The sequence below is a fragment of the Actibacterium sp. MT2.3-13A genome, assembly GCF_018139985.1.
Lineage (GTDB): Bacteria > Pseudomonadota > Alphaproteobacteria > Rhodobacterales > Rhodobacteraceae > JAGSOU01.
Map to the genome: position 1 here is coordinate 69,096 of NZ_JAGSOU010000008.1, position 22,425 is coordinate 91,520.

General features: G+C 67.5%; 23 protein-coding genes. 16 read left to right on the forward strand and 7 right to left on the reverse strand.

Annotated elements, in window-relative coordinates; all coding sequences use genetic code 11:
* Positions 1-189: 189 nt before the first annotated feature.
* Positions 190-2,088: a hypothetical protein gene (locus KCI33_RS09060; protein ID WP_212524464.1), complete on the forward strand. Its 1,899-nt coding sequence runs from the start codon at positions 190-192 to the stop codon at positions 2,086-2,088.
* Between the two features lie 66 nt (positions 2,089-2,154).
* Here KCI33_RS09060 and KCI33_RS09065 read toward each other — a convergent pair whose 3' ends face one another.
* Positions 2,155-2,385, reverse strand: a complete 231-nt coding sequence (locus tag KCI33_RS09065; protein ID WP_212524465.1) for a DUF2842 domain-containing protein — start codon at positions 2,383-2,385, stop codon at positions 2,155-2,157.
* On the reverse strand, positions 2,385-3,677 hold the full coding sequence (locus KCI33_RS09070) for an adenylosuccinate synthase (RefSeq protein ID WP_212524466.1): 1,293 nt from the start codon (positions 3,675-3,677) through the stop codon (positions 2,385-2,387). The genes KCI33_RS09065 and KCI33_RS09070 overlap by 1 nt, the downstream gene beginning before the upstream one ends.
* A 140-nt stretch (positions 3,678-3,817) precedes the next feature.
* On the opposite strand from KCI33_RS09070, the gene KCI33_RS09075 reads away from it, so the two are divergent.
* The 13 genes from KCI33_RS09075 to KCI33_RS09135 all read left to right on the forward strand — a co-directional run bounded on the left by KCI33_RS09075 (position 3,818) and on the right by KCI33_RS09135 (position 14,910).
* A complete protein-coding gene (locus KCI33_RS09075; RefSeq protein WP_212524467.1) occupies positions 3,818-4,219 on the forward strand; it encodes a DUF6524 family protein in 402 nt (133 codons plus the stop codon).
* Between the two features lie 103 nt (positions 4,220-4,322).
* Positions 4,323-4,685 carry a preprotein translocase subunit SecG gene (gene secG / locus KCI33_RS09080; RefSeq protein ID WP_212524468.1) on the forward strand — a complete coding sequence of 121 codons (363 nt, stop codon included), beginning with the start codon at positions 4,323-4,325 and terminating at the stop codon, positions 4,683-4,685.
* Between the two features lie 168 nt (positions 4,686-4,853).
* Positions 4,854-6,497 (forward strand): CTP synthase, encoded by a 1,644-nt coding sequence (locus KCI33_RS09085; RefSeq protein ID WP_212524469.1) that lies wholly within the window; start codon positions 4,854-4,856, stop codon positions 6,495-6,497.
* On the forward strand, positions 6,497-7,195 hold the full coding sequence (locus tag KCI33_RS09090) for a hypothetical protein (RefSeq protein WP_212524470.1): 699 nt from the start codon (positions 6,497-6,499) through the stop codon (positions 7,193-7,195). The genes KCI33_RS09085 and KCI33_RS09090 overlap by 1 nt, the downstream gene beginning before the upstream one ends.
* A 17-nt stretch (positions 7,196-7,212) precedes the next feature.
* A complete protein-coding gene (locus KCI33_RS09095; protein WP_212524471.1) occupies positions 7,213-7,506 on the forward strand; it encodes a DUF1330 domain-containing protein in 294 nt (97 codons plus the stop codon).
* A gap of 39 nt (positions 7,507-7,545) precedes the next feature.
* Positions 7,546-7,989 carry a TerB family tellurite resistance protein gene (locus tag KCI33_RS09100; protein ID WP_212524472.1) on the forward strand — a complete coding sequence of 148 codons (444 nt, stop codon included), beginning with the start codon at positions 7,546-7,548 and terminating at the stop codon, positions 7,987-7,989.
* Positions 7,990-8,173: 184 nt separating this feature from the next.
* Positions 8,174-8,953: an ATP-binding cassette domain-containing protein gene (locus KCI33_RS09105; RefSeq protein ID WP_212524473.1), complete on the forward strand. Its 780-nt coding sequence runs from the start codon at positions 8,174-8,176 to the stop codon at positions 8,951-8,953.
* A gap of 34 nt (positions 8,954-8,987) precedes the next feature.
* Positions 8,988-9,710, forward strand: a complete 723-nt coding sequence (locus KCI33_RS09110) for a transporter substrate-binding domain-containing protein (protein ID WP_212524474.1) — start codon at positions 8,988-8,990, stop codon at positions 9,708-9,710.
* Between the two features lie 48 nt (positions 9,711-9,758).
* The gene (locus KCI33_RS09115) at positions 9,759-10,640 is read left to right on the forward strand and encodes an ABC transporter permease subunit (RefSeq protein WP_212524475.1); all 882 of its coding nucleotides are present in this window, start codon (positions 9,759-9,761) and stop codon (positions 10,638-10,640) included.
* Complete coding sequence (locus KCI33_RS09120) at positions 10,637-11,473, forward strand: amino acid ABC transporter permease (RefSeq protein WP_212524476.1); 837 nt, start codon at positions 10,637-10,639, stop codon at positions 11,471-11,473. The genes KCI33_RS09115 and KCI33_RS09120 overlap by 4 nt, the downstream gene beginning before the upstream one ends.
* A 66-nt stretch (positions 11,474-11,539) precedes the next feature.
* A complete protein-coding gene (locus KCI33_RS09125) occupies positions 11,540-12,220 on the forward strand; it encodes a type 1 glutamine amidotransferase (RefSeq protein ID WP_212524477.1) in 681 nt (226 codons plus the stop codon).
* A gap of 4 nt (positions 12,221-12,224) precedes the next feature.
* Positions 12,225-13,580 carry a glutamine synthetase family protein gene (locus KCI33_RS09130; RefSeq protein ID WP_212524478.1) on the forward strand — a complete coding sequence of 452 codons (1,356 nt, stop codon included), beginning with the start codon at positions 12,225-12,227 and terminating at the stop codon, positions 13,578-13,580.
* 109 nt (positions 13,581-13,689) lie between these two features.
* Positions 13,690-14,910, forward strand: a complete 1,221-nt coding sequence (locus KCI33_RS09135; RefSeq protein ID WP_212524479.1) for an aminotransferase class I/II-fold pyridoxal phosphate-dependent enzyme — start codon at positions 13,690-13,692, stop codon at positions 14,908-14,910.
* Between the two features lie 69 nt (positions 14,911-14,979).
* Here the strand turns inward: KCI33_RS09135 and KCI33_RS09140 are convergent, their stop codons facing one another.
* The 4 genes from KCI33_RS09140 to phaC form a co-directional block, all read right to left on the reverse strand.
* Positions 14,980-15,945: a LysR family transcriptional regulator gene (locus KCI33_RS09140; RefSeq protein ID WP_212524480.1), complete on the reverse strand. Its 966-nt coding sequence runs from the start codon at positions 15,943-15,945 to the stop codon at positions 14,980-14,982.
* 9 nt (positions 15,946-15,954) lie between these two features.
* Entirely contained in the window at positions 15,955-16,506 is a 552-nt protein-coding gene (gene phaR, locus KCI33_RS09145; RefSeq protein WP_212524481.1) for a polyhydroxyalkanoate synthesis repressor PhaR, read from the reverse strand.
* Positions 16,507-16,657: 151 nt separating this feature from the next.
* Complete coding sequence (locus KCI33_RS09150) at positions 16,658-17,107, reverse strand: phasin family protein (RefSeq protein WP_212524482.1); 450 nt, start codon at positions 17,105-17,107, stop codon at positions 16,658-16,660.
* Positions 17,108-17,214: 107 nt separating this feature from the next.
* Entirely contained in the window at positions 17,215-19,020 is a 1,806-nt protein-coding gene (phaC, locus tag KCI33_RS09155; protein ID WP_212524483.1) for a class I poly(R)-hydroxyalkanoic acid synthase, read from the reverse strand.
* A gap of 119 nt (positions 19,021-19,139) precedes the next feature.
* Here phaC and phaZ point away from each other — a divergent pair, with 119 nt between their 5' ends.
* Entirely contained in the window at positions 19,140-20,408 is a 1,269-nt protein-coding gene (phaZ, locus tag KCI33_RS09160; RefSeq protein WP_212524484.1) for a polyhydroxyalkanoate depolymerase, read from the forward strand.
* A gap of 23 nt (positions 20,409-20,431) precedes the next feature.
* Here phaZ and KCI33_RS09165 read toward each other — a convergent pair whose 3' ends face one another.
* On the reverse strand, positions 20,432-21,190 hold the full coding sequence (locus tag KCI33_RS09165; RefSeq protein ID WP_212524485.1) for an alpha/beta hydrolase: 759 nt from the start codon (positions 21,188-21,190) through the stop codon (positions 20,432-20,434).
* A 104-nt stretch (positions 21,191-21,294) separates the two neighbouring features.
* On the opposite strand from KCI33_RS09165, the gene KCI33_RS09170 reads away from it, so the two are divergent.
* Positions 21,295-22,410, forward strand: coding sequence for a pyridoxal phosphate-dependent aminotransferase (locus KCI33_RS09170; protein WP_212524486.1), 1,116 nt, complete (start codon positions 21,295-21,297; stop codon positions 22,408-22,410).
* The last annotated feature ends 15 nt before the right edge of the window (positions 22,411-22,425 follow it).

Below are 22,425 nucleotides of genomic sequence, written 5' to 3' on the forward strand. Positions count from 1 at the left end.
TGCGGCCCATTTTATATCCCCCAAATATCCCAGTTTTGTTCAATTTGGCGAAGGGCTGTATGATATCACCGCTGTTGCTGGACTGGGGAGAAAGCGAGCAGGCATATGGTTGGTGCGAGTAAAATACTCACCGTTTCTTACGGGACTTTCTCTTGCACTCTTGAGGGATTTGACGATTCGTTCGGAACGATGAAGGCGATCGCGGAATATTTCCGCAACCTGGCCGCGGATGACCGGTATTTCGGAGCCGAGCCGCCCACGCCCGACGCGGAGATGCTGCAACGCATCGCCGAACGCGAAATCCGCAAGCGTGTCGAAGCACATATCGGGGAGGAAGGGATCGTTCTGCGCGCCGCCGGCGCCCAGGCCGGGCTGCCGCCGGCCGCCGCGCCCGCCCCGGCCGAGCCCGCGAGCGAACCGCCAGCGGCCGCGGTCGAACCCGCCGGGGCCCCTGCGGCCGAGGCTCCGCTCCCGCCCGCCGGGACGGCCGAGACCGAATCGGTCGCCGCCAAGCTTGCCCGCATCCGCGCCGTGGTCGATCACGCCCGCGCCGCGCCCCCGGCCCTCCATGCCGGCTACGCCGAGGACGAAGAGGCCGAGACGGAGGTCTATGACAGCGCGGTCGCGCTGCCCGAGACGGAGGCGGAGGACGAAGCCGCCGCGTTCGAGGCGCAGCCCGCCGAAGAGGACGTCACCGAAGAGACGTTCGCGGAGGACGAGGAAGCGGTGGATGACACCCCGATCCTGACCTCCATCTCGCGCAAGCTGCGCGCGGCGCCGGAACCGGCCGCGCCGGTCGGGGAAGCCGCCGAGGACGAGGACGAATTCGAAGCCTATGAAGCCTATGGCGAAGAGGAGGCCGCGCTCGAGGAGAGCGCGGAGGACGATATCCTCGCCGGGGCGGCCCCCGACGCGACGATGGAAGAAGCAACCTTCGACGCGACCCTGCGCCTCGAGGAAGAGGCAGAACTGACCGTCTCGGTCAGCGAAGAGCAGCCGGAGGCGGCGTGGGACGAGGCCGAGGAGGAAGCCGCCGCAGAAGAGCCCGAAACCCGCGCTCAGGCGCCGGAGGACGAGGCCGCCGAAACCGCTGCCAAGGTTGGCGAAGAAGACCGCTTCGGCGAGAAATTCGGCGCGCGCGCGACCGCCCCCGAGGTCGCGCAGGACGCCGCCTCGCGGGCCCGCGCCCGGGTGCTCAGGATCAAGCGCGCCGATCTCGAAGGCGGCCCGGCCGCCGTTCCGGCCGAGGCGGCCGAACCGGCGCAACCGGCGAGCGACCTGTCGCCCGAGGACGAGGCCGACCTGATGGCCGAACTGGCCGAGGTCGAGCGCGAAGCCGAGCGCGCCGGCCGCCGCCAGGGTCGCGCCCGGCTGCAATCCTCGGATCTGGAGGAGGAGGAAACCGCCGTCTCCCGGTTGATCGCCACCACCAACACCAAGCTCGAGGGCCCGGAACACCGCCGCCGCCGCACCGCCATCGCCCATCTCAAGGCCGCGGTGGCCGCCACCGTGGCCGAGCGGCGCCTGTCGCGCGGGCGTGACGAACAGGCCGAGGAGGCCGCCGAGATGGCGCCCTACCGACAGGACCTGGCCAAGGTGGTGCGCCCGCGCCGCCCCGAGCGGCGCGGCAATGAGGAGGGCCAGAAAATGGCCCCCCTGATGCTGGTCTCGGAGCAGCGCATCGACCGGCCCACCGCCGCCCCCTCGGCGCCGGTCCGCCCGCAGCGCGTGGCGCGCGGCAACCTGGCGCTGCAGGCCCATGACGAGGAGGAGGCCGAGGCCGAAGGCGAAATCGCGCTCCGCGCCGCCGGCAGCTTTGCCGATTATGCCGAGGAACGCGGCGCGCGTGGCCTGTCCGAGTTGCTGGAAGCCGCCGGCGCCTACCTGTCCGAGGTCGAGGGGCTGGACAGCTTCTCCCGGCCGCAGGCGATGCGGCTGGTGGACGCGACCAGCGAGGCGGATATCTCGCGCGAGGACCGGCTGCGCGCCTTCGGCCGGCTGCTGCGCGAGGGCAAGTTCGAGCGGATCAAGCGCGGCCAGTTCACGATCTCGAACGCCTCCCGCTTCCACTCCGGCCGGCGCGCATAACCGCAGCGGGCCCTGCGCCCGCGGACCACAAGGAAAAAGGCGAAGGCCCCGGGCCTTCGCCTTTTTCTATTCCTTCGGCTCGTCCGCGCCCGGATCGGGCTGGCCGATGCCGCGGAAGACGAAGCGGAACGGCACCGCCCAGAGAAAGCCGAGGCCCACATAGACCGCCAGTTCCAGCAGGAAGGGCGGCCGCCCCAGCCAGTTCACCACCGTCACCGCGGTGACGATATAGGCCGGCAGACCGACCAGCAGGATGGCCAGCGACCAGCGCCGGCGGGCCTTGTAGGAGAGCCGCATCAGTCTGCGAACGGGTCGGTGACGAGGATGGTGTCCTCGCGCTCGGGCGAGGTGGACAGCAGCGCCACCGGGCACTCGATCAGCTCCTCGACGCGGCGCACATACTTGATCGCGTTGGCGGGCAGATCGGCCCAGCTGCGCGCGCCCTCGGTCGATTCCGACCAGCCCGGCATCTCTTCGTAGACCGGCACGCAGCGCTCCTGCTGGTCGGTGGCGGTGGGCAGGTAGTCCAGCCGCACACCGTCGAGCTCATAGCCCACGCAGATCTTCAGCGTGTCGAACCCGTCCAGCACGTCGAGCTTGGTCAGCGCGATGCCGTTCACGCCGCTGGTCGCGCAGGTCTGGCGCACCAGGCAGGCGTCAAACCAGCCGCAGCGGCGCTTGCGCCCGGTGGTGGTGCCGAATTCATGGCCGCGCTCGCCCAGGCGCTGACCGTCCGCGTCGTGCAGCTCGGTCGGGAAGGGCCCCTCGCCGACGCGGGTGGTGTAGGCCTTGACGATGCCGAGCACGAAGTCGATCGAGCCCGGCCCGATCCCGGTGCCGGTCGCCGCCTGCCCGGCGATCACGTTCGAGGAGGTGACGAAGGGATAGGTGCCGAAATCGATGTCCAGCAGCGCGCCCTGCGCGCCCTCGAAGAGGATGCGCTTGCCGGCCTTGCGCTTCTCATTCATCACCTTCCAGACGGGGGCGGCGTATTGCAGGATCTCGGGCGCGATCTCGCGCAGCTGGGCGAGCAGCGCGTCGCGGTCGATCGCCTCCAGCCCCAGGCCGGCGCGCAGCGCGTTGTGGTGGATCAGGGCGCGATCGACCCGCAACTCCAGCGTGGCGCCGTCGGCGAGGTCGGCCACCCGGATCACGCGCCGGCCCACCTTGTCCTCGTAGGCCGGGCCGATGCCGCGGCCGGTGGTGCCGATCTTGGCCACCGAGGTCTGGCTTTCGCGGGCGCGGTCGAGCTCCCCGTGGAAGGGCAGGATCAGCGGCGTGTTCTCGGCGATCATCAGCGTCTCGGGGGTGATCTCCACCCCCTGGCCGCGGATCGTCTCGATCTCCTTCACCAGGTGCCAGGGATCGAGCACCACGCCGTTGCCGATCACGCTGAGCTTGCCGCCACGCACCACGCCCGAGGGCAGCGCGTGCAGCTTGTAGACCTGGCCGTCGATGACCAGCGTGTGGCCGGCGTTATGACCGCCCTGGAAACGCGCGATCACATCGGCGCGCTCCGACAGCCAGTCCACGATCTTGCCTTTTCCCTCGTCGCCCCACTGGGCGCCGACCACCACAACATTGGCCATAGTGTTTCCTTGCCTTGCTGCAAAAACCCGCGCCGGTATAGCCCCCTGCGCGCGCCGCGGAAACCACAATTTCACGGGAAGGCTGGACAGGACAGCCGCAATCCGGCACCACATGCCCGCAAAACCGGGACATTGTGACAATGAGTATTTTTCTGCGATGGTTCATCGCCTTTGCCCTGCTGGCGGCCACGTTCAACCCCACCCAGTGGAATTACTTGCGCTGGGTGCAGACCGCCTATCGCGACCAGTTGCCACTGTCGGTGCTGCTGGGGCTGATCCTGCTGGTGGGCTACATCATCTACCTGCGCGCCACGCTGCGCTCCATCGGCGGATTCGGCATGGCCCTCGTCGCCGCGATCATCGGGGCGCTGATCTGGGTGCTGACCGATTACGGGCTGCTGACGCTCGACGATCCGGACCAGACGCTGTGGCTGGGGCTGTTTGCCATGTCTGTGGTGCTGGGCACCGGGCTGAGCTGGAGCCTGGTGCGCCGCCGCCTGTCGGGCCAGGTCGATGTCGACGACATAGACGAGGACCGCTGAGCGGCCTGCGGCACCCGCCGGCCCGCGAAGCGCGCACAGGGTCTTGCGCGGGCCGGGCCGAGGCTTTAGGTACCCTCCTGTCACATTCGAAGGTCCGAGCTGCATGGAAAACGTCATCCTCATCGTCCACCTGATCCTCGCGCTCTGCCTCATCGGTGTCGTGCTGCTGCAACGCTCCGAGGGCGGCGGGCTCGGCATGGGCTCGGGCGGCGGCGGCGTGATGACCGGACGCCAGGCGGCCTCGGCGCTCGGCAAGCTGACCTGGATCTTCGCGGCGGCCTTCATCGCGACCTCGATCCTGATGACGGTAATCGCGGCAAAGAACTCGGCCGGCGGCTCGGTCGTGGACCGGCTGGGCACCGCGCCCGCGGCCCGGGAGGAAACCGTGCCGTCCCTGCCCGGCGGCGACAGCCTGCTGCCGCCGACCTCTGGCGACGCGCCGCTCGCGCCGCCGCGGGCCGACTGAACCTGACCACTAAACGTAGATTCGGGCGGTTCGGCCGCCCCAGCATCTTGCGGTCTGGTTGCGGTGCGGCTGCGAATCCGTTATAGCTTAAACCCCGTGATGCTGCGGCCTTGAGAGGCCCGAATCGGCCATTGACTGACACGAGAAATCACGGGGGATGCCTGCCACATGGCGCGCTTCATTTTCATTACTGGCGGTGTTGTTTCTTCACTTGGCAAGGGGCTTGCCTCGGCGGCTCTGGGCTCCCTTCTGCAGGCGCGCGGCTTCACCGTGCGGCTGCGAAAACTCGATCCTTACCTGAACGTCGATCCCGGCACGATGAGCCCGTTCGAGCATGGCGAGGTGTTCGTCACCGATGACGGCGCCGAGACCGATCTCGACCTCGGTCATTATGAGCGCTTCACCGGCGTCGCGGCGCGCGCGACCGACTCGGTCAGTTCGGGGCGGATCTATTCCAACGTGCTGGAGAAGGAGCGCCGCGGCGACTACCTCGGCAAGACGATCCAGGTGATCCCCCACGTCACCAACGAAATCAAGGACTTCATCCGCATCGGCGAGGATGAGGTCGATTTCATGCTCTGCGAGATCGGCGGCACCGTCGGCGACATCGAGGGGCTGCCCTTCTTCGAGGCGATCCGCCAGTTCGCCCAGGAAAAGCCGCGCGGCGAGTGCATCTTCATGCATCTCACCCTGCTGCCCTACATCAAGGCCTCGGGCGAGCTGAAGACCAAGCCGACCCAGCACTCGGTGAAGGAGCTGCGCTCCATCGGCCTGGCGCCCGACATCCTGGTCTGCCGCTCGGAAATGCCGATCCCGCAGAAGGAGCGCGACAAGCTGGCGCTGTTCTGCAACGTGCGACCCGAGGCGGTGATCGCCGCGCAGGACCTGAACTCGATCTACGAGGCGCCGCTGGCCTATCACCGCGAGGGGATGGACCAGGCCGTCCTCGACGCCTTCGGCATCTCGCCCGCGCCCAAGCCCGACCTGTCCCGCTGGGAGGACGTGTCGGACCGCATCTTCAACGCCGAGGGCGAAGTGAAGGTGGCCATCGTCGGCAAATACACCCAGCTGGAAGACGCCTACAAGTCGATCGCCGAGGCGCTGACCCACGGCGGCATGGCCAACCGGGTCAAGGTGAATGTCGAATGGGTGGACGCCGAGATCTTCGATTCCGAGGATGCCGCGCCCTATCTGGAGGGTTTCCACGCGATCCTGGTGCCCGGCGGCTTCGGCGAGCGCGGCACCGAGGGCAAGATCAAGGCGGCCGAGTTCGCCCGCACCCGCAAGATCCCCTATCTGGGCATCTGCCTGGGCATGCAGATGGCGGTGATCGAGGCCGCCCGCAACGTCGCCAACCTGGCCGACGCGGGCTCCGAGGAATTCGACCACGAGGCCGGGAAAAAGCGGTTCACGCCCGTCGTCTATCACCTCAAGGAATGGGTGCAGGGCAACGCCACCGTCACCCGCCGCGTCGAGGACGCCAAGGGCGGCACGATGCGGCTGGGCAGCTACACCGCGCATCTGAAAGAGGGCTCCAAGGTCGCCGGGATCTACGGCGCATCGGTGATCGAGGAGCGCCACCGCCACCGCTACGAGGTGGACATCAAGTATCGCGACAAGCTCGAGGACAAGGGGCTGATCTTCTCCGGCATGTCGCCGGACGGCCGCCTGCCCGAGATCGTGGAATGGGCCGATCACCCGTGGTTCATCGGCGTGCAATTCCACCCCGAGCTGAAATCCAAGCCCTTCGCGCCGCATCCGCTGTTCGCCGATTTCGTGCGCGCCGCGGTGGAAACCTCGCGGCTGGTGTGATGCGGGCGGCGCTGGTCGCGCTGCTCTTCTGCGCCCCGGCCGCCGCGGCCGGGATCGCCCCCGCCCCCTATGACGAGATCGCGGCCCTGACCCTGGGCCGCGCCGATTTCGACCTGCTGCCGCAGCGGCCCGAGCCGGGGCATAATTTCGACCACGGCCTCGCCTTTGCCGGCGGCCGCATCGGCGAGCGCTTCGCCGGCCAGCGGCTGGAGGTGATCGAGCAGGCGCCAGGCCTGCCGCACGACCGCGCCGCGGGAACGCCCGAGGCGCCGCTGGCGCTGGTCCCCGGCGCGCCGGGGCAAGGACTGTCAGTCTCCTTCCACCGCGCCTTCGGCTCCAACGCCCTCTACCCTCTCGGCCCGAGGGGCTTTCCGTTGGCCGAGGCGCGCGGCGAGGGATCGGCCGCCTTTCTCTTCGCCGAAGACAGCTGCGCCGTCGCCCTGCGCCTGCATACCGAGTATCTCGACGATCTGGGCACCAACGCCGGTCACCGGGGCGAGGTGAGCTTCACCTTCTACGACCGCGATGGGCGGGTTCTGGGCCGCGCCCTGCGCAGCGTCCCCGGCGGGATCTCGGAGCACGGCTTCCAGACCGAGGACGGCGCGGCGCGCATCGCGGGGGTATTGGTTGAAAACCTCGACCCCGGCGGGGTAGCACTGGACGATATCCGCTTCGGCTGCATCCCGCGGCTGGGATAGACGCAAGGAGAGATCACATGCCCAAGGGATACTGGGTCGCCCATGTCGATGTGCGCGACCCCGAGGTTTACGAGACATACAAGGCCGCCAATGCCGAGCCCTTCGCCAGATACGGCGCGCGGTTCCTGGTGCGCGGCGGCCCGGGCGAGACCCGCGAGGGCGCGGTCAAATCCCGCACCGTGGTGATCGAGTTCCCTTCCTACGCCGACGCGGTGGCCTGCTACGACAGCCCCGAATACCAGGCGGCCAAGGCGCTGCGCGATCCGGTGTCCGAGGGCGATCTGGTGATCGTCGAGGGCTATGACGGCTGAGGCTTGATGCCTCCGTCTGATCGGCGCATATGAAGTTCCATGCTTGGTGATATCCTCAAACGGCTGATCCAGCCCGAGCCCGCCCCGCTCTCCGATCCAGACGCCCGGCTTGCGCTGGGCGCGCTTCTGGTGCGCATCGCCCATTCCGACAGCGAATATACCCACGAGGAGGCCGCGCGGATCGAGCGCATCCTGGCCGCCCGCTACGGCCTCGCGCCCGCGGCGGCGGTCGCGCTGCGCCACCAGGCCGAGGAACTGGAACGCGAGGCGCCCGACACCGTGCGCTTCACCCGCGCGATCAAGGACGCGGTGCCCTACGAGGACCGCGAGGCGGTGGTCGAGGCGCTGTGGGAGGTGGTTCTGGCCGACGGCATCCGCGACCACGAGGAGGACGCCATGCTGCGGCTGTTGGCGAACCTCCTGGGCATCAACGACCGCGACAGCAACATCGCCCGCCAGCGGGTCGAGGCGCGGCGCGGCTGACGCCCGCGCGCCCCGGCGCCGACGCGAGAACCGGCATGCCCAAGGGTTGAGCGCCGGCCCGCGACCCGCCTCATGCGCGTGCGAATCGCTAAGCTGACGCGCCGTCACCCCCCACTGCACCGTTGCATTCTAGGGCGTTTTGCCCCCTATTCTCCCGTCGAAACAACAAAACGGCCCCTGTCGCGTGACCCAGGCAAACCCACCCGTTCTCGAGATCCGCAACCTCCACAAGAGCTACGGCGAACTGGAGGTTCTCAAGGGCGTGGACATCACCGCGCGCAAGGGCGACGTGGTCTCGCTCATCGGCTCGTCGGGGTCTGGCAAGTCCACGCTGCTGCGCTGCGCCAACCTGCTGGAGGACAGCCAGCAGGGCGAGATCCTGTTCGAGGGAGAGCCGGTCAAATGGCGCGGCGAGGGGCTGCACCGCCACCCCGCCGACCGCAGGCAGATCATCCGCATCCGCACCAACCTGTCGATGGTGTTCCAGCAGTTCAACCTGTGGTCCCACATGACCATCCTGCAAAACGTGATGGAGGCGCCGCTGACCGTGCTGGGCGAGGAGCGCGGCGCTGTCGAAGAGCGCGCCCGCGCGCTGCTGGCCAAGGTCGGCATCGGCGACAAGTGCGACGTCTTCCCCGCGCAGCTGTCGGGCGGCCAGCAGCAGCGCGCCGCCATCGCGCGCGCGCTGTGCATGCAGCCCCGCGCGCTGCTGTTCGACGAGCCGACCTCGGCGCTCGACCCCGAGCTGCAGCAGGAGGTGGTCAAGGTCATCAAGGATCTCGCCCGCGAGGACCGCACCATGATCCTGGTCACGCACGACATGCGGCTGGCGGCGGATGTCTCGGACCATGTGGTGTTCCTTCACCAGGGCCGGATCGAGGAGGAAGGCCCGCCCGAGGCGCTGTTCGGACACCCGAAGAGCGAACGGCTGAAACAATTCTTGAGCGCAACAGTCGCGGCGTGAACAAGCCGCGCGTTTCAACGACGGGAGTAACGACATGAAGAAACTGGTTCTGACCACCGCCGCGCTGGCGCTGTCGGCGGGCATGGCCCTGGCCGACACCATCCGCATGGGCACCGAGGGCGCCTACCCTCCGTATAACTTCATCAACGACAACGGCCAGGTCGACGGCTTCGAGCGCGAGTTGGGCGACGAGCTGTGCAAGCGCGCCGGTCTGACCTGCGAATGGGTCACCAACGAGTGGGATTCGATCATCCCCAACCTGGTGTCGGGCAACTACGACACCATCATCGCGGGGATGAGCATCACCGCGGAGCGCGACGAGGTGATCGACTTCACCCAGAACTATTTCCCGCCTGATCCGTCGGTCTATGTCGCGACCACCGCGGACGTGGACGTGGCCAGCGCCGTCGTGGCGGCCCAGACCGGCACCATCCAGGCCAGCCATGTGGCAGCCTCGGGCGCGACGCTTGTGGAATTCGCCACCCCCGACGAGACCATCGCCGCCGTGAAGAACGGCGAGGTGGACGCGGTGCTGGCCGACAAGGGGTTCCTTGAGCCCATCGTGGCGGAATCGGGCGGCGCGCTGGTGATGATCAGCGACGACGTGATGCTGGGCGACGGCATCGGCATGGGCCTGCGCGAATCCGACACCGAGCTGAAGGCCAAGTTCGACGCCGCGATCGGCGAGATGAAGGCCGACGGCTCGCTCAACGCGCTGATCGCCAAGTGGTTCGACGGCATGGACGCCGGTTTCTGATCCGACAACGAAAGGCGCAGGGCCGGCGACGGCCCTGCTGCATCCGCGATGTTTTCCTACTGTGCCGATCCTTCCACGCTTGACGGGTTCAGCTGGCTGGCCTGCTATCTGACCAATGGCAAGCACATGGCCTTCTGGGCCTCGTTCGGCACGGTCATGGTGCTGTTGCTGATCACCGCGCCCGCGGCGCTGGTCTTCGGTTTCGGCGGCGCGATGGCGGCGCGGTCGCACATCGCGCCGCTGCGCTGGCTCGGCAAGGGCTATACCGCGATGGTGCGCGGCATCCCCGACATCGCCTTCTTCCTCTTCGTGCCCATCGCGCTGGACCAGGGGATCGAGTGGCTGCGCCACAAGGCCAAATGCCCCGACTGGGAAGAGCCGATCCGCCAGGGTAGCGATTTCGTGGTCTGCGCCGCGGCCAAGCTGCCGCTGTCGTCCAGCCCGCAATGGGTGCACGAAACCTATGGCTTCTTCCTAGCCGTGCTGGCCTTCGCCATCGTGTTCGGCGCCTTTTCGGCGAACGTGCTTTTCGGCGCCATGCGCGCCGTGCCCCACGCCCAGATGGAGACCGCCCAGGCCTATGGCATGACCGACCGGCAGGCGTTCTGGCGCATCCTGGTGCCGCAGATGTGGATTTACGCCCTGCCGGGGCTCGGCAACCTGTGGATGATCCTGATCAAGGCCACGCCGCTGCTGTTCCTTCTGGGCGTCGAGGACATCGTTTACTGGGCGCGCGAGCTGGGCGGGGCCAAGACCTCGATCTACGCCTATCCGCATCCCGACTGGCGGCTTTACTATTTCCTCGGGCTGCTGGTGTTCTACCTCGGGCTGACACGGGTCTCCGAAGTGGCGCTGGACCGGCTGAGCCGGCGGCTCAGCCACGGCCAGGCCACAATGGCCGGCGAAGCCCAGAGAAAGGCCGCCGCATGAGCTGCCTGCAGACCATCCAGGATTACGCGCTGCGCTCGGTGGGCATCGGCGAGCGGCTGCTGCCGCGCAGCGACTTCACGCTGTGCGAGCAGGTCACGCTGATCGGCTCGGGCCTGATCTGGAACATCTATTTCGGCGCGCTGGCGCTGAGCTTCGGCTTTTTCCTGGCCACGGGCGTCGCGCTGGCCAAGAACAGCCATTACCGGGCGATCCGCAAACCGGCCGAGTGGTTCATCTTCGTCTTCCGCGGCTCGCCGCTGTTCATCCAGTTCTTCCTGGCCTACGAGGCCTTCGTGCTGCTGCCGAAATCGGGGCTGGAGATCAACCTGCTCTTCACCCAGATCACCGCGCAGACCGGCTGGCTGACCAAGGCCTGGGCGGGGGCGCTGATCGTGCTGTTCCTCAACACCGCCGCCTATTCCGGCGAGATCTTCTACGGCGCGCTGCGCTCGGTGCCCAAGGGCGATCTGGAGGCGGCCGACGCCTTCGGCATGACCGGATGGACGAAATTCCGCCGCGTGGTCTGGCCGACCATGCTGCGGCTGGCGTGGCCGGCCTACACGAACGAGGCGATCTTCCTCTTCCATGCCACGACGCTGGTCTATTTCTCCGGCTTCCCGGCGTGGAAGCAGAAGGGCGACGCGCTCTATTACGCCAGCTATTTCGCCGACAAGACCTTCAACCCGTTCATCCCCTACCCGATCGTGGCGGGCTATTTCATCCTGCTGACGCTCGTCATCATCGGGCTGTTCGGGCTGGTCAACCGGCGCCTCAACCGCCACCTGCCGGCGCAACAGCGCCCGCGCCGCCCGCGGATGCAACTCCTGCGCTAGCCCCCCTTGCCCGCCCCAAGCGGCAGGTCTAGGCTCCGCGCATCACAGCAACAAGACGAGCACCTCATGCGGATCGGAATCCTGCAAACTGGCCACGCGCCCGAACCCGTCCAGGACGAACTTGGCGAATATTCCGACATGTTCGAACGGCTTCTGGCCGGGCGGGGCTTCAGCTTTGCCCGTTACGATGTCGTGGACATGGAATTCCCCGACAGCGTGCGCGCGGCCGATGGCTGGCTGATCACCGGATCGAAGCACGGCGCCTACGAGGATCTGCCCTTCATCGCGCCGCTGGAGGCGTTCATCCGCGAGGCCTACGCAGCGCATGTGCCGATCGTGGGCATCTGCTTTGGCCACCAGGTCATCGCGCAGGCCCTCGGCGGCAAGGTCGAGAAATTCGCCGGCGGCTGGGCGGTCGGGCCCACCACCTACCGCATGGGCGAGCGGGAGCTGTCGCTGAACGCCTGGCACCAGGATCAGGTCACGGAACTGCCCGAGGGGGCGCAGGTCATCGGCGGGAACGATTTCTGCCGCAACGCGGCGCTGGCCTACGACGACCGCATCCTCTCGGTCCAGCCGCATCCCGAATTCACCGCCCGCATGATGCAGTTGCTGATCGAGCAGCGCGGCCGCGGCGTGGTGCCCGACGATCTGCTCGACTCGGCGCTGACGAAGCTTGAGGCGCCCAGCGACAGTGCCGCGCTGGCCGAGCAGATCGGCGCGTTCTTCAACAAGCCCCGCGGGTGACCCCATGACCGACTGGATGGACAAGCTGCCCGAGGCGGCGCTGGAGTTCCTCGCCGGGCGCAAGCCCGATGAGGTGGAATGCGTGGTCTCCGACCTGGCCGGCGTGGCCCGCGGCAAGGCGATGCCGGCCTCGAAATTCGCCCGCCAGACGCATTTCTACCTGCCCAACTCGATCTTCCTGCAGACCATCACCGGCGACTGGACGACCATGGAGGGCGAGGCCTTCACCGAGCCGGACATGGTGCTGACCCCGGATTTCGACACCGCCTCGGCCGCGCCCTGGACGGCCGACCTGACCCTGCAGGTGATCCACGACATCAACGACCAGGACGGCAACCCTGTCCCCACCGCGCCGCGCAACGTGCTCAAACGCGTGGTCGAGCTTTACAACGAGAAGGGCTGGGAGCCGATCGTCGCCCCGGAGATGGAATTCTACCTGGTGGCGCGCAACCTCGACCCCGCCCACCCCATCGTGCCGCCGATGGGCCGCACCGGCCGGCGCGCGGCGGCGCGGCAGGCCTATTCCATGTCCGCAATCGACGAGCACGGGCCGGTGATCGACGACATCTACGATTTCGCCGAGGCGCAGGGGATCGAGATCGACGGCATCCTGCAGGAAGGCGGCGCCGGGCAGATCGAGTTGAACATGCGCCACGGCGACCCGGTGCGCCTGGCCGACGAGATCTTCTATTTCAAGCGGCTGATCCGCGAGGCGGCGCTGCGCAACGACTGCTACGCCACGTTCATGGCGAAACCGATCGAGGACGAGCCCGGCTCGGCCATGCATATCCACCACTCGGTGGTGGACCGGGAGACCGGCCAGAACATCTTTTCCGAGGCCGACGGGACGGAAAGCCCGGCCTTCATGCATTTCATCGCCGGGTTGCAGACCCACATGCCCTCGGCGATCGCGCTGATGGCGCCCTATGTGAACTCCTACCGCCGCTACGTTCCCGACCACGCCGCGCCCATCAACCTGGAATGGGGCCGCGACAACCGCACCACCGGCCTGCGCGTGCCGGTCTCGGGCCCCGAGGCGCGGCGGGTGGAAAACCGGCTGGCGGGAATGGACTGCAACCCCTATCTGGGCATCGCGGCCTCGCTCGCCTGCGGCTATCTCGGCCTGATGGAGGCGAAACATCCCAAGGAGCAATATACCGGAAACGCCTACCAGCTGGACACCAACATCCCGCGCGGCGTTCTGGAGGCGCTGGACCTGTTCCGCGAGGCCCGCGACCTGCACTGCGTCCTGGGGCGGGAGTTCTCCCGCACCTATGCCGCGGTCAAGGAACTGGAATATACCGAATTCCTGCAGGTCATCAGCCCCTGGGAGCGCGAGCACCTGCTGCTGAATGTCTGAAATGCAACGCTGACGCGGCCTCCGCGCGCGCCCGGCCAGAAAGGGTTTGGCCGGGCATTGGGCTTCGCTTACAGTTTTTCTGAAACAGACGTTCAGAAAAGGTGAAGAAATGACCCTTGGCCCCAATGTCTACGACGCCGAGCCGATCCCCGAGGCCGCCCGGGCCGAGATCGAGCGCCTGCTGCAATCGGGCGATCTGTTCCGCTACACAGCGCCGGAGGATGCGCCGGTGGCTCTGCTGGAGGCCGAGTTCGCCGAGATGATGGGGGCGAAATACGCCCTCGCCGTGTCCTCCTGCTCGGCCGCGCTGTTCCTGTCGCTCAAGGCGCTGGACCTGCCGCGGGACGCGAAGGTTCTGATCCCAGCCTTCACCTTCGGCGCGGTTCCCTCGGCGGTGGTTCATGCCGACTGCCGGCCGGTGCTGGTCGAGGTCGGCGCAAATTACCGCATCGACATGGCCGATTTCGCGGCCAAGCTGACCGACGACATCGGCGCCGTCCTGATCAGCCACATGCGCGGCCACACCTCGGACATGGACGCGATCATGGCGCTCGCCGATCGGCGCGGCGTGCCGGTGATCGAGGACGCCGCGCATTCGCTGGGCACGCTGTGGCACGGGCGCAAGATCGGCACGATCGGGCGGATCGGCTGCTTCTCCTTCCAGTCCTACAAGCTGATGAACGCCGGCGAAGGCGGCGTCCTGATCACCGACGATGCCGAGCTGATCGCGCGCGCGGTGATCATGTCGGGCGCCTATGAGCACAACTGGAAGAAGCACAAGGGCCCGCGCGGCGAGAATTCGACCGCACTGGCCGACGCCTTCGCGAAATGGCAGAACCGGCTGCCGCTCTACAACACGCGGCTGTCGAACCTGTCGGCGGCGATCCTGCGGCCGCAGCTGGCCGAGGTGCCGCGGCGCGTGCGCGACGGCCGCGCCAACCACGATTATGTGGCCGGGCGGCTGAACGCATCGCCCTGGCTGGAGGTGCCGGAGGCGCTTCCCCCCGAGACCCGGGCACCGGATTCGATCCAGTTCAACCTCCTGGGGTTCGACGGCGACGACGAGGCACGCGCCTATCAGGAGGCGGCCAAGGCGCGCGGCGTGTCGGTGCAGGTCTTCGGCCTGAGCGCGGACAACGCGCGCGCCTTCTGGAACTGGGAATTCATCGGCGCGCAGCCCGATCTGCCGCGGACCCGGGCCATGCTGATGCGCGCCTGCGACACCCGCCTGCCGGCGCGGCTGACGCGCGCGGAGCTGGATTTCATCGCCGCCGCGCTGATCGGCGCGGCCGAGGACGTGAAGGGCGCGGCCCGGGCCTACGGCACCTGAGCCGCGCCCGTCCGGCGGCGGCGCGCCGCTGGCGATCGCGGGATTTGAGTATTTGAGCCAAGAAGAAGGTCAGAGGACCTTCAGTTCCGCGGCCAGCCAGGGCATCTGGGCGGTGGCGGGGCTGACGATCATTTCCTGCAGCAGCGGGCGCAGCCGGCCGGCCACCCTTGCCGGCATGTCCTGCAGCGCGCCCCGGCGCGCGTTGAGCGAGATCCGGCGGCGCAGCGGCGCGCAGGGCAAGGGCATGAGCTCGGCCCGGTCGCGGAAGCGCTGCGCGCGCAGGTAGCCCAGCGGCGTCAGGATCGTCCAGCCGGCGCCGCCGGCCACCATCGCCATGATCGCGTGATAGCTGTCGAGTTCGAAGCGGCGGGCGAGCGTCAGGTTCTGCAGCGCCAGATGGGCGGCGATCTGGCGGCCCATGTGGTGGCGCTGGGTATACTGGATCAGCGGCAGCGCCTGGAGCTGGGCCAGCACGTCGGCGCCCGCGTCGATCCGGCCCTTCGGCACCGCGGCGACGAAGGGCTCCTGCAGCAGCGGATGCAGCTCCATCCACTCGGCGGTGGCGCCCATGTCGGCGGCCACGATCACGTCCAGCGCGCCGGCCTCGAGCGCGTCGAAGAGCCGGTGGCTGGCGCCGGTCTCCAGGGTGAACTGGCAGGTTCTGAGCTCTCCGGCCATGTCCGACAGCAGCCGCGGGGTCACGTCGGCGTCGAAATCCTCGATCATGCCCAGCCGGAAATGGGTGAGCGCGGCGAGGTCCTGCGCGGCCACCTCGGCGCGGGCCTGCTGGGCCTCGGCGAGGATGCGGCGGGCACGGCGGCGGAAGATCTCGCCGGCGGGGGTCAGGGCGACGGGCCGCGTGGCGCGGTCGACCAGCGCGGTGCCGAGCGCGGCCTCGAGCGCGGTCAGCTGCTGGCTGACGGCCGAGGGGCTGGCGCCGAGCCGGCGCGCGGCGGCCGAGACCGCGCCCTCCTCGGCGGTGGCGAGGAAGACCTCGATCCCCCAGAGGGTGATGCGGCCCGTCGGCGGGGCCATTCGGCGGGCTTAATCGCCCAGCTTGGCGAGCTTGGCCTGCAGCTCGGCCAGCTGGGCCTTGATCTTGGACAGCTCGTCGGCCCCGGTCTCCTCCGGCTCGGGCGCGGGGCCCGAACTGGCGGCCCAGCCGCCGGTCATCGCCTTGAGGAAGGCCTGCTGCTGTTTCTGCATCGCCTCGAAACCCGGCACCCCGGCCATCGGGTTGGGGATAGCAGCCATGTTCTCCATCACCTTGGACTGGCCCTCGCGCAGCATCTCGAAGCTGATGGCCAGGAATTGCGGCACCACGCTCTGGGCCTGGGTGGTGTAGCTGCGCACGAGATCGGTCAGCACGCCCAGCGGCAGCACGTTCTCGCCGCGGCTTTCATGTTCGGCAATGATCTGCAACAGGTATTGCCGGGTCAGGTCGTCGCCGCTTTTCAGGTCGACGATCTGCACCTGCCGGCCCTCGCGGATGAAGCGCGCGATGTCCTCCAACGTGACGTAATCGCTGGTCTCGGTGTTGTAGAGCCGGCGGCTTGCGTAACGCTTGATCAGCAGCGGTTTGGCGTCTTCGGTCACATAACCCCCCAAGGCATTGTTGTTGCGGCGCAGAGAAGCTTAGGCGCAGTCGCAGAAAAAAGAAAGGGCGGGCACAAGGCCCGCCCATGCGATCCCATCGACCGGGAGGAGAAGTCGATGCGATGCCTGCGTCGTCGTCCGGTGCCGGGCCTTACTTGGCCGCGGCGGTCGCCTTCTTGGCGGCGGCGGCGGCTTCGCCGGTGGCCTTCTTCACGGCCGCGGTCGCGTCCTCGGAGAAGTCCTTGCCGGCGGCCAGCATCAGTTCGACGGTTTCCATCTGCACCTTCTTGGCGACCTCGGCGAAGGCAGCCATGTTCTCGGCGGCCATCTCGGCGGTGGCCGAGGCGAAATCGGTCATGGCCTTGGAATAATCGGTCGGCTCATCCTTGACGACGGTCACGTCGCCCAGCTTGGCCAGGGTGTCCTTGGTCCATTTGGCCGAGATTTCGGTCGATTTCTCGGCGGCTTCCAGGGCCACTTTCGACATCTTCTGGGCCAGCGCGGCCTGGGTCTTGAATGCGTCCTGCGCGGCCGAGGCATCCATCGGGAAAGCGCCCAGCATGTCCTGCATCATCTTCGAAAAATCTTGTGCGTTGGTCATTTCTGAAACTCCTTGCTTGGGAAATATCCCATTGCTGCGTCTGCACAATATATACACGCCGCAATGCAGCATTTCAAGGAATTTATGCTGCACTGCAGCAATTCAGATTATCCATCCTTATCAATAGGATCGCCAGGAAGGACATAGGTTCCCGGCGCCTTGGCAAGCGGCGGATGGGTCGAATCGCCGGGCCGCCGGGCGGGGACCCTGCGGCCGGAGCGGCGGCGCAGCCATTCGCCCCAGCGCGGCCACCACGACCCCTCGTGAAAGGTCGCGCCCTCAAGCCAGGCGTCGGCCTCCTCCATCGGGCCGTCATTGGTGTAATGGCCGTATTTCCGTTTCGAGGGCGGGTTGACGATCCCCGCGATATGGCCCGATTCCGACAGGATGAAGGTCTTGTCGCGGCTGCCCATCTTTCGCAGCCCGTCGAAGCTGGCCCTCCAGGCGGCGATGTGGTCGGTCTCGCAGGCGACGGCGCAAAGCGGCACCCTGACGTCCCCGATCCGCACCTTCTCGCCCAGGATCTCGTAGCCGTCGGCGGCGAATTCGTTGCGCTGGCACAGCCCGCGCAGATACTCCACCGCCATCCGGCCCGGCAGGTTGGTGCTATCGCCGTTCCAGTAGAGCAGATCGAAGGCGGGCGGCGCCTCGCCCATCATGTAGCTGCGGATCGCGGGGCCGTAGATCAAGTCGTTGGAGCGCAGGAAGGAGAAGGTCCGCGACATGAAGAAACTGTCGAGATAGCCCTGCGCCTGCGCCTCGCGCTCGATCCCGTCGACGAAATCGTCGCCCAGAAAGACCGAGAATTCGCCCTGGTCGGAAAAATCGGTCATCGTGGTGAAGAAGGTGGCCGAGCGCACCGACTTGTCACCACGCCGGTGCAGCAGCGCCAGCGTCAGCGCCAGCGTGGTGCCGGCGATGCAGTAGCCGACGGCGTTCACCTTGTCCTCGCCGGTGATCTGCTTGACCTGCTCGATCGCGGCCAGATAGCCGTCCTGCACATAGTCGTCCATGCCGACATCGGCGTAGGAGGCATCGGGGTTGACCCAGCTGACCACGAACAGGGTGAAGCCCTGGTCGGTGATCCATTTGACCAGCGAGTTCTTCTCCTTGAGGTCGAGGATGTAGAACTTGTTGATCCAGGGCGGGAAGATGATCAGCGGCGTTGCATGGACCTTCTCGGTCGTGGGGGCATATTGGATCAGCTCCAGCATGCGGTTGCGGAACACCACCTCGCCGGGGCTGGTGGCCAGGTTCTCGCCCACGCGGAAGGCGTTCTTGTCGGCCAGCGTGACCAGCAACTCGCCGTCATTGGCCTCGATGTCACGCACCAGGTTCTCCAGCCCGCGGACCAGCGACTCGCCCTCGGTTTCCACCGCCCGGACCAGCGCATCGGGATTGGTGGCCAGGAAATTCGCGGGCGACATCATGTCGACGATCTGGCGCGAGAAATATTCCAGCCGCTTGCGGTCCTTCGGCTCCAGCCCCTCGATGTTCCGGACCGCGTTCTCGACCGCCTCGGCCGAGAGCAGATACTGCTGCTTGACGAAATTGAAATAGGGGTGGGTCTGCCACAGCGGGTTGGAAAACCGCGGATCGGGGGGGGTGTTGTCCTCGGGCGCGGCCAGTGTGCCGCTGGCCAGGGCTTCCTGCGCGGCGATGAAATGCTGCAGGGTCTTGCCCCAGAAGGAGATCTGGTGCTCGAAGATCTTCGAGGGGTGCTGCAGGAACTCGGCCATGTAGGCGCTGGCCGCCTTCATGAACAGATCCTGCCCCGGACCCTGGAGATTGGGGTCGATCTGGCGCTTCTTCGACAACGCGTTGACCAGCCGTTCGGACAGCGCCTCCACCCGCGCGAGGTTCTCGTTCATCCGCTCCAGCTGTGCCTCGGCCTTGCCGTCATCCGATGTCATTGCCAAAAATTTTTCCCCTAGCTTTTCGCGCCCGCAGCATTACGCTGGCGCCATTATGCTGGCGGCGGGCAACGGCGTCCCCGAGTTTCACCCGGCCCCGCCCGGATAATGGAGTGCACATGAAACACATGGCGACCTATGACCTCATGGAGAGCGTCCGCAACACCAACCAGTGGTTGGGCGCATCGGCCCTCTCCTTTGCGTCATACCCGATCACAGGCCTTGTTCCCAACCCGTTTTTCAAACTGGTCGCCGCCTGGGGAGAGATCACCGAACGCAGCTTCGCCCGGATGGTCACCAAGCCCGGCTGGAACATCTACACCGTGGTCGGAGAGGACGGCCGCGACCATGTGGTCAGCATCGAGACCGTCATGCACCGCGCTTTCGGCGACCTGATCCATTTCCGCGTGCAAGGCCGCCCCACCAAGCCGCGCAAGGTGCTGCTGGTGGCGCCGATGTCGGGCCATTACGCCACGCTGCTGCGCTCCACCGTGGTCAGCCTGTTGCCCGATTGCGAGGTCTATGTCACGGACTGGCACAACGCCCGCGACATCCCCGTCTCCGAGGGAAAGTTCGACATCGAGGATTACACCCTCTACCTCGTCGATTTCATGCGCGCGCTGGGGCCCGACACCAACGTCATCGCGGTCTGCCAGCCCGCGCCGCTGGCGCTGGCCGCCACCGCCTACCTGGCCGAGGAGGACCCCGCCGCCCAGCCCCGCACCTTGACCCTGATCGGCGGCCCGATCGACCCCGATGCCGCGGCAACCGACGTCACCGATTTCGGCAACCGCGTCACCATGGGCCAGCTAGAGCAATATGTGATCCAGCGCGTGGGCTTCAAATACGCGGGCGCCGGGCGGCTGGTCTATCCCGGCCTGATGCAGCTGACCTCCTTCATGTCGATGAACGCCGAGCGCCACGCCAAGGCGTTCTCCGAGCAGATCCTGCGCGTCGCCAAGGGCGAGGCCGACGATCACGACAAGCACAACCGCTTCTACGATGAATATCTCGCCGTGATGGACATGACGGCGGAGTTCTACCTCTCCACCGTGCAGCGCGTCTTCAAGAAGCTTGAAATCGCGCGCAACGCCTTCACCGTCAACGGCAAGAAGGTGGATATCGGCAAGATCACCAGCGTCGCGGTGAAGACCGTCGAGGGCACGGAGGACGACATCTCGGCCCCCGGCCAGTGCATCGCGGCGCTGGACCTGTGCACCGGCCTGCCCGACCACAAGAAGGCCAACCATCTGGAGCCCGGCGCCGGGCATTACGGCATCTTCGCCGGCAAGAGCTGGCGCGACAACATCCGCCCGCTGGTGCTGGATTTCATCGACGCCAATGCCACCCCCGCAGACCCCAAGGTCGCCCGACTGAAATCGGTCTGACGCGGCCGGCCCGGCGCGGGGGCTCAGCCCTCCAGCCGGGCCATGACCGCGGCGATGCTCTCGGAAATCAGCGTCAGGCACTCGGGCGTCGAAAAGCGGTGATCGGCGCCCTTGACCAGCGTCAGGCGGATGTCCTCGCCCGTAGCGTGGTCGAGCAGGCGCAGCGCCACCTCCATCGGAACGTCGGCATCCGCGGTGCCCTGCAGCAGCCGCACCGGCATGTTCAGCGCCAGAGGCGCGCGCAGCACCAGCTGGTTGCGGCCGTCCTCGATCATCCGGCGGGTGATGATATAGGGCCCGTCGTCATACTCCGACGGCAGCGCGACCTGCCCCTCTTCCGCCAGCGCGGCCTTCTGGGCGTCGGTGAAGCCCGCCCACATGCTGTCCTCGGTGAAATCGGGCGCGGCGGCGATGCCCACCAGCCCCGCCACCTTCTCCGGCATCCGCCGCGCCGTGAGCAGCGCGATCCACCCCCCCATGGACGAGCCCACCAGCACCTGCGGCCCCTCGGTCAGCGTGGCGATGGCCTGCGCCGCGTCCTCTGCCCAGTCGCCGATGCAGCCGTCGGTGAAGGCGCCCGAGCTTTCGCCGTGGCCGGAATAGTCGAAGCGCAGGAACGACCGCCCCGCGGCCCGCGCCCAGGCCTCCAGATAGACCGCCTTGGTGCCGCCCATGTCGGATCTCAGGCCGCCGAGGAACACCACGCCCGGCCCCTCTCCCGCGCTCTGGTGATAGGCGATGCGCCGCCCCTGCGGCGTCTCCAGATAGGATGCCTCCGACATCTGACTGACCTCCCTCGCAAAACTTGCGCGCAGCCTAGCCGCATCGGCCCGCCACGCAAGAGAAACGCTTGCCGCCGGGCCGGATTTCCGGTTTCTTCCGCCCCATGACTGGACCCCGTTATACCGATCTCGTCGCCGCGCTGCCCGCCAGCGTCCCCTTCGTCGGCCCGGAAACGCAGGAACGCGCCCGCGGCCGCCCCTTCCGCGCGCGCCTCGGCGCGAACGAGAACATCTTCGGCCCCTCGCCCAAGGCGATCGCCGCCATGCAGGCGGCCGCGGGCGAAAGCTGGAAATACGGCGACGCCGAGAATCACGACCTGCGCCAGGCGCTGGCCGCCCATCACGGCATCGCCCCCGAGACCATCATGGTCGGCGAGGGGATCGACGGGCTGCTGGGCTACCTGGTGCGGCTGGTGGTCGAACCGGGCGACTCGGTGGTGACCTCCGACGGCGCCTATCCCACCTTCAACTACCATGTGGCGGGCTTTGGCGGGGTGCTGCACAAGGTGCCGTTCCGCGACGATGCCGAGGACCCCGACGCGCTGATCGCAAAGGCCGCCGAAACAGGGGCCAAGCTGATCTACATCTCCAACCCCGACAACCCGATGGGCACCTGGCACGATGCCGCGCGCATCCAGGCGATGATCGAGGCCGTGCCCGAGGGCAGCCTGCTGATCCTCGACGAGGCCTATGTCGAATTCGCCCCCGAAGGCACCGCGCCGGCCATCGACACGGACGATCCCCGCGTCATCCGCATGCGCACCTTCTCAAAGGCTTACGGGTTGGCCGGCGCGCGGGTGGGCTATGCCATCGCCGCCGCGCCGCTGATTTCCGCCTTCAACAAGGTGCGCAACCATTTCGGCATGGCCCGCACCAGCCAGATCGGCGCGCTGGCCGCGCTGCGCGATCAGGACTGGCTGGCCGAGGTGATCGCGCGCAGCGCCGCCGCCCGCGGACGCATCGCGCGGATCGCGGCGGAGAACGGCCTGGCCGCCCTGCCCTCCGCCACCAATTTCGTGACCATCGACTGCGGGCGGGACGGCGATTTCGCCCGTGCCGTTCTGGCCGAGCTGGTGGCGCGCGACATCTTCGTGCGGATGCCCTTCGTGGCGCCGCAGGACCGCTGCATCCGCATCTCGACCGGGCCCGAGGACCAGATCGACGCCTTCGCGGCCGAATTGCCTGCGGCGCTGGAGGCCGCGCGGAAAAAACTGGGCTGAGCGGCCTCCCGGCCG

Bases quoted from the DNA above. Each gene is read 5' to 3' on its own strand.
- KCI33_RS09060 (WP_212524464.1), top strand. From the start codon at position 190: ATGAAGGCGATCGCGGAATATTTCCGCAACCTGGCCGCGGATGACCGG.
- KCI33_RS09065 (WP_212524465.1), bottom strand. From the start codon at position 2,385: ATGCGGCTCTCCTACAAGGCCCGCCGGCGCTGGTCGCTGGCCATCCTG.
- KCI33_RS09070 (WP_212524466.1), bottom strand. From the start codon at position 3,677: ATGGCCAATGTTGTGGTGGTCGGCGCCCAGTGGGGCGACGAGGGAAAA.
- KCI33_RS09075 (WP_212524467.1), top strand. From the start codon at position 3,818: ATGAGTATTTTTCTGCGATGGTTCATCGCCTTTGCCCTGCTGGCGGCC.
- secG (WP_212524468.1), top strand. From the start codon at position 4,323: ATGGAAAACGTCATCCTCATCGTCCACCTGATCCTCGCGCTCTGCCTC.
- KCI33_RS09085 (WP_212524469.1), top strand. From the start codon at position 4,854: ATGGCGCGCTTCATTTTCATTACTGGCGGTGTTGTTTCTTCACTTGGC.
- KCI33_RS09090 (WP_212524470.1), top strand. From the start codon at position 6,497: ATGCGGGCGGCGCTGGTCGCGCTGCTCTTCTGCGCCCCGGCCGCCGCG.
- KCI33_RS09095 (WP_212524471.1), top strand. From the start codon at position 7,213: ATGCCCAAGGGATACTGGGTCGCCCATGTCGATGTGCGCGACCCCGAG.
- KCI33_RS09100 (WP_212524472.1), top strand. From the start codon at position 7,546: ATGCTTGGTGATATCCTCAAACGGCTGATCCAGCCCGAGCCCGCCCCG.
- KCI33_RS09110 (WP_212524474.1), top strand. From the start codon at position 8,988: ATGAAGAAACTGGTTCTGACCACCGCCGCGCTGGCGCTGTCGGCGGGC.
- KCI33_RS09115 (WP_212524475.1), top strand. From the start codon at position 9,759: ATGTTTTCCTACTGTGCCGATCCTTCCACGCTTGACGGGTTCAGCTGG.
- KCI33_RS09120 (WP_212524476.1), top strand. From the start codon at position 10,637: ATGAGCTGCCTGCAGACCATCCAGGATTACGCGCTGCGCTCGGTGGGC.
- KCI33_RS09125 (WP_212524477.1), top strand. From the start codon at position 11,540: ATGCGGATCGGAATCCTGCAAACTGGCCACGCGCCCGAACCCGTCCAG.
- KCI33_RS09130 (WP_212524478.1), top strand. From the start codon at position 12,225: ATGACCGACTGGATGGACAAGCTGCCCGAGGCGGCGCTGGAGTTCCTC.
- KCI33_RS09135 (WP_212524479.1), top strand. From the start codon at position 13,690: ATGACCCTTGGCCCCAATGTCTACGACGCCGAGCCGATCCCCGAGGCC.
- KCI33_RS09140 (WP_212524480.1), bottom strand. From the start codon at position 15,945: ATGGCCCCGCCGACGGGCCGCATCACCCTCTGGGGGATCGAGGTCTTC.
- KCI33_RS09150 (WP_212524482.1), bottom strand. From the start codon at position 17,107: ATGACCAACGCACAAGATTTTTCGAAGATGATGCAGGACATGCTGGGC.
- phaC (WP_212524483.1), bottom strand. From the start codon at position 19,020: ATGACATCGGATGACGGCAAGGCCGAGGCACAGCTGGAGCGGATGAAC.
- phaZ (WP_212524484.1), top strand. From the start codon at position 19,140: ATGAAACACATGGCGACCTATGACCTCATGGAGAGCGTCCGCAACACC.
- KCI33_RS09165 (WP_212524485.1), bottom strand. From the start codon at position 21,190: ATGTCGGAGGCATCCTATCTGGAGACGCCGCAGGGGCGGCGCATCGCC.
- KCI33_RS09170 (WP_212524486.1), top strand. From the start codon at position 21,295: ATGACTGGACCCCGTTATACCGATCTCGTCGCCGCGCTGCCCGCCAGC.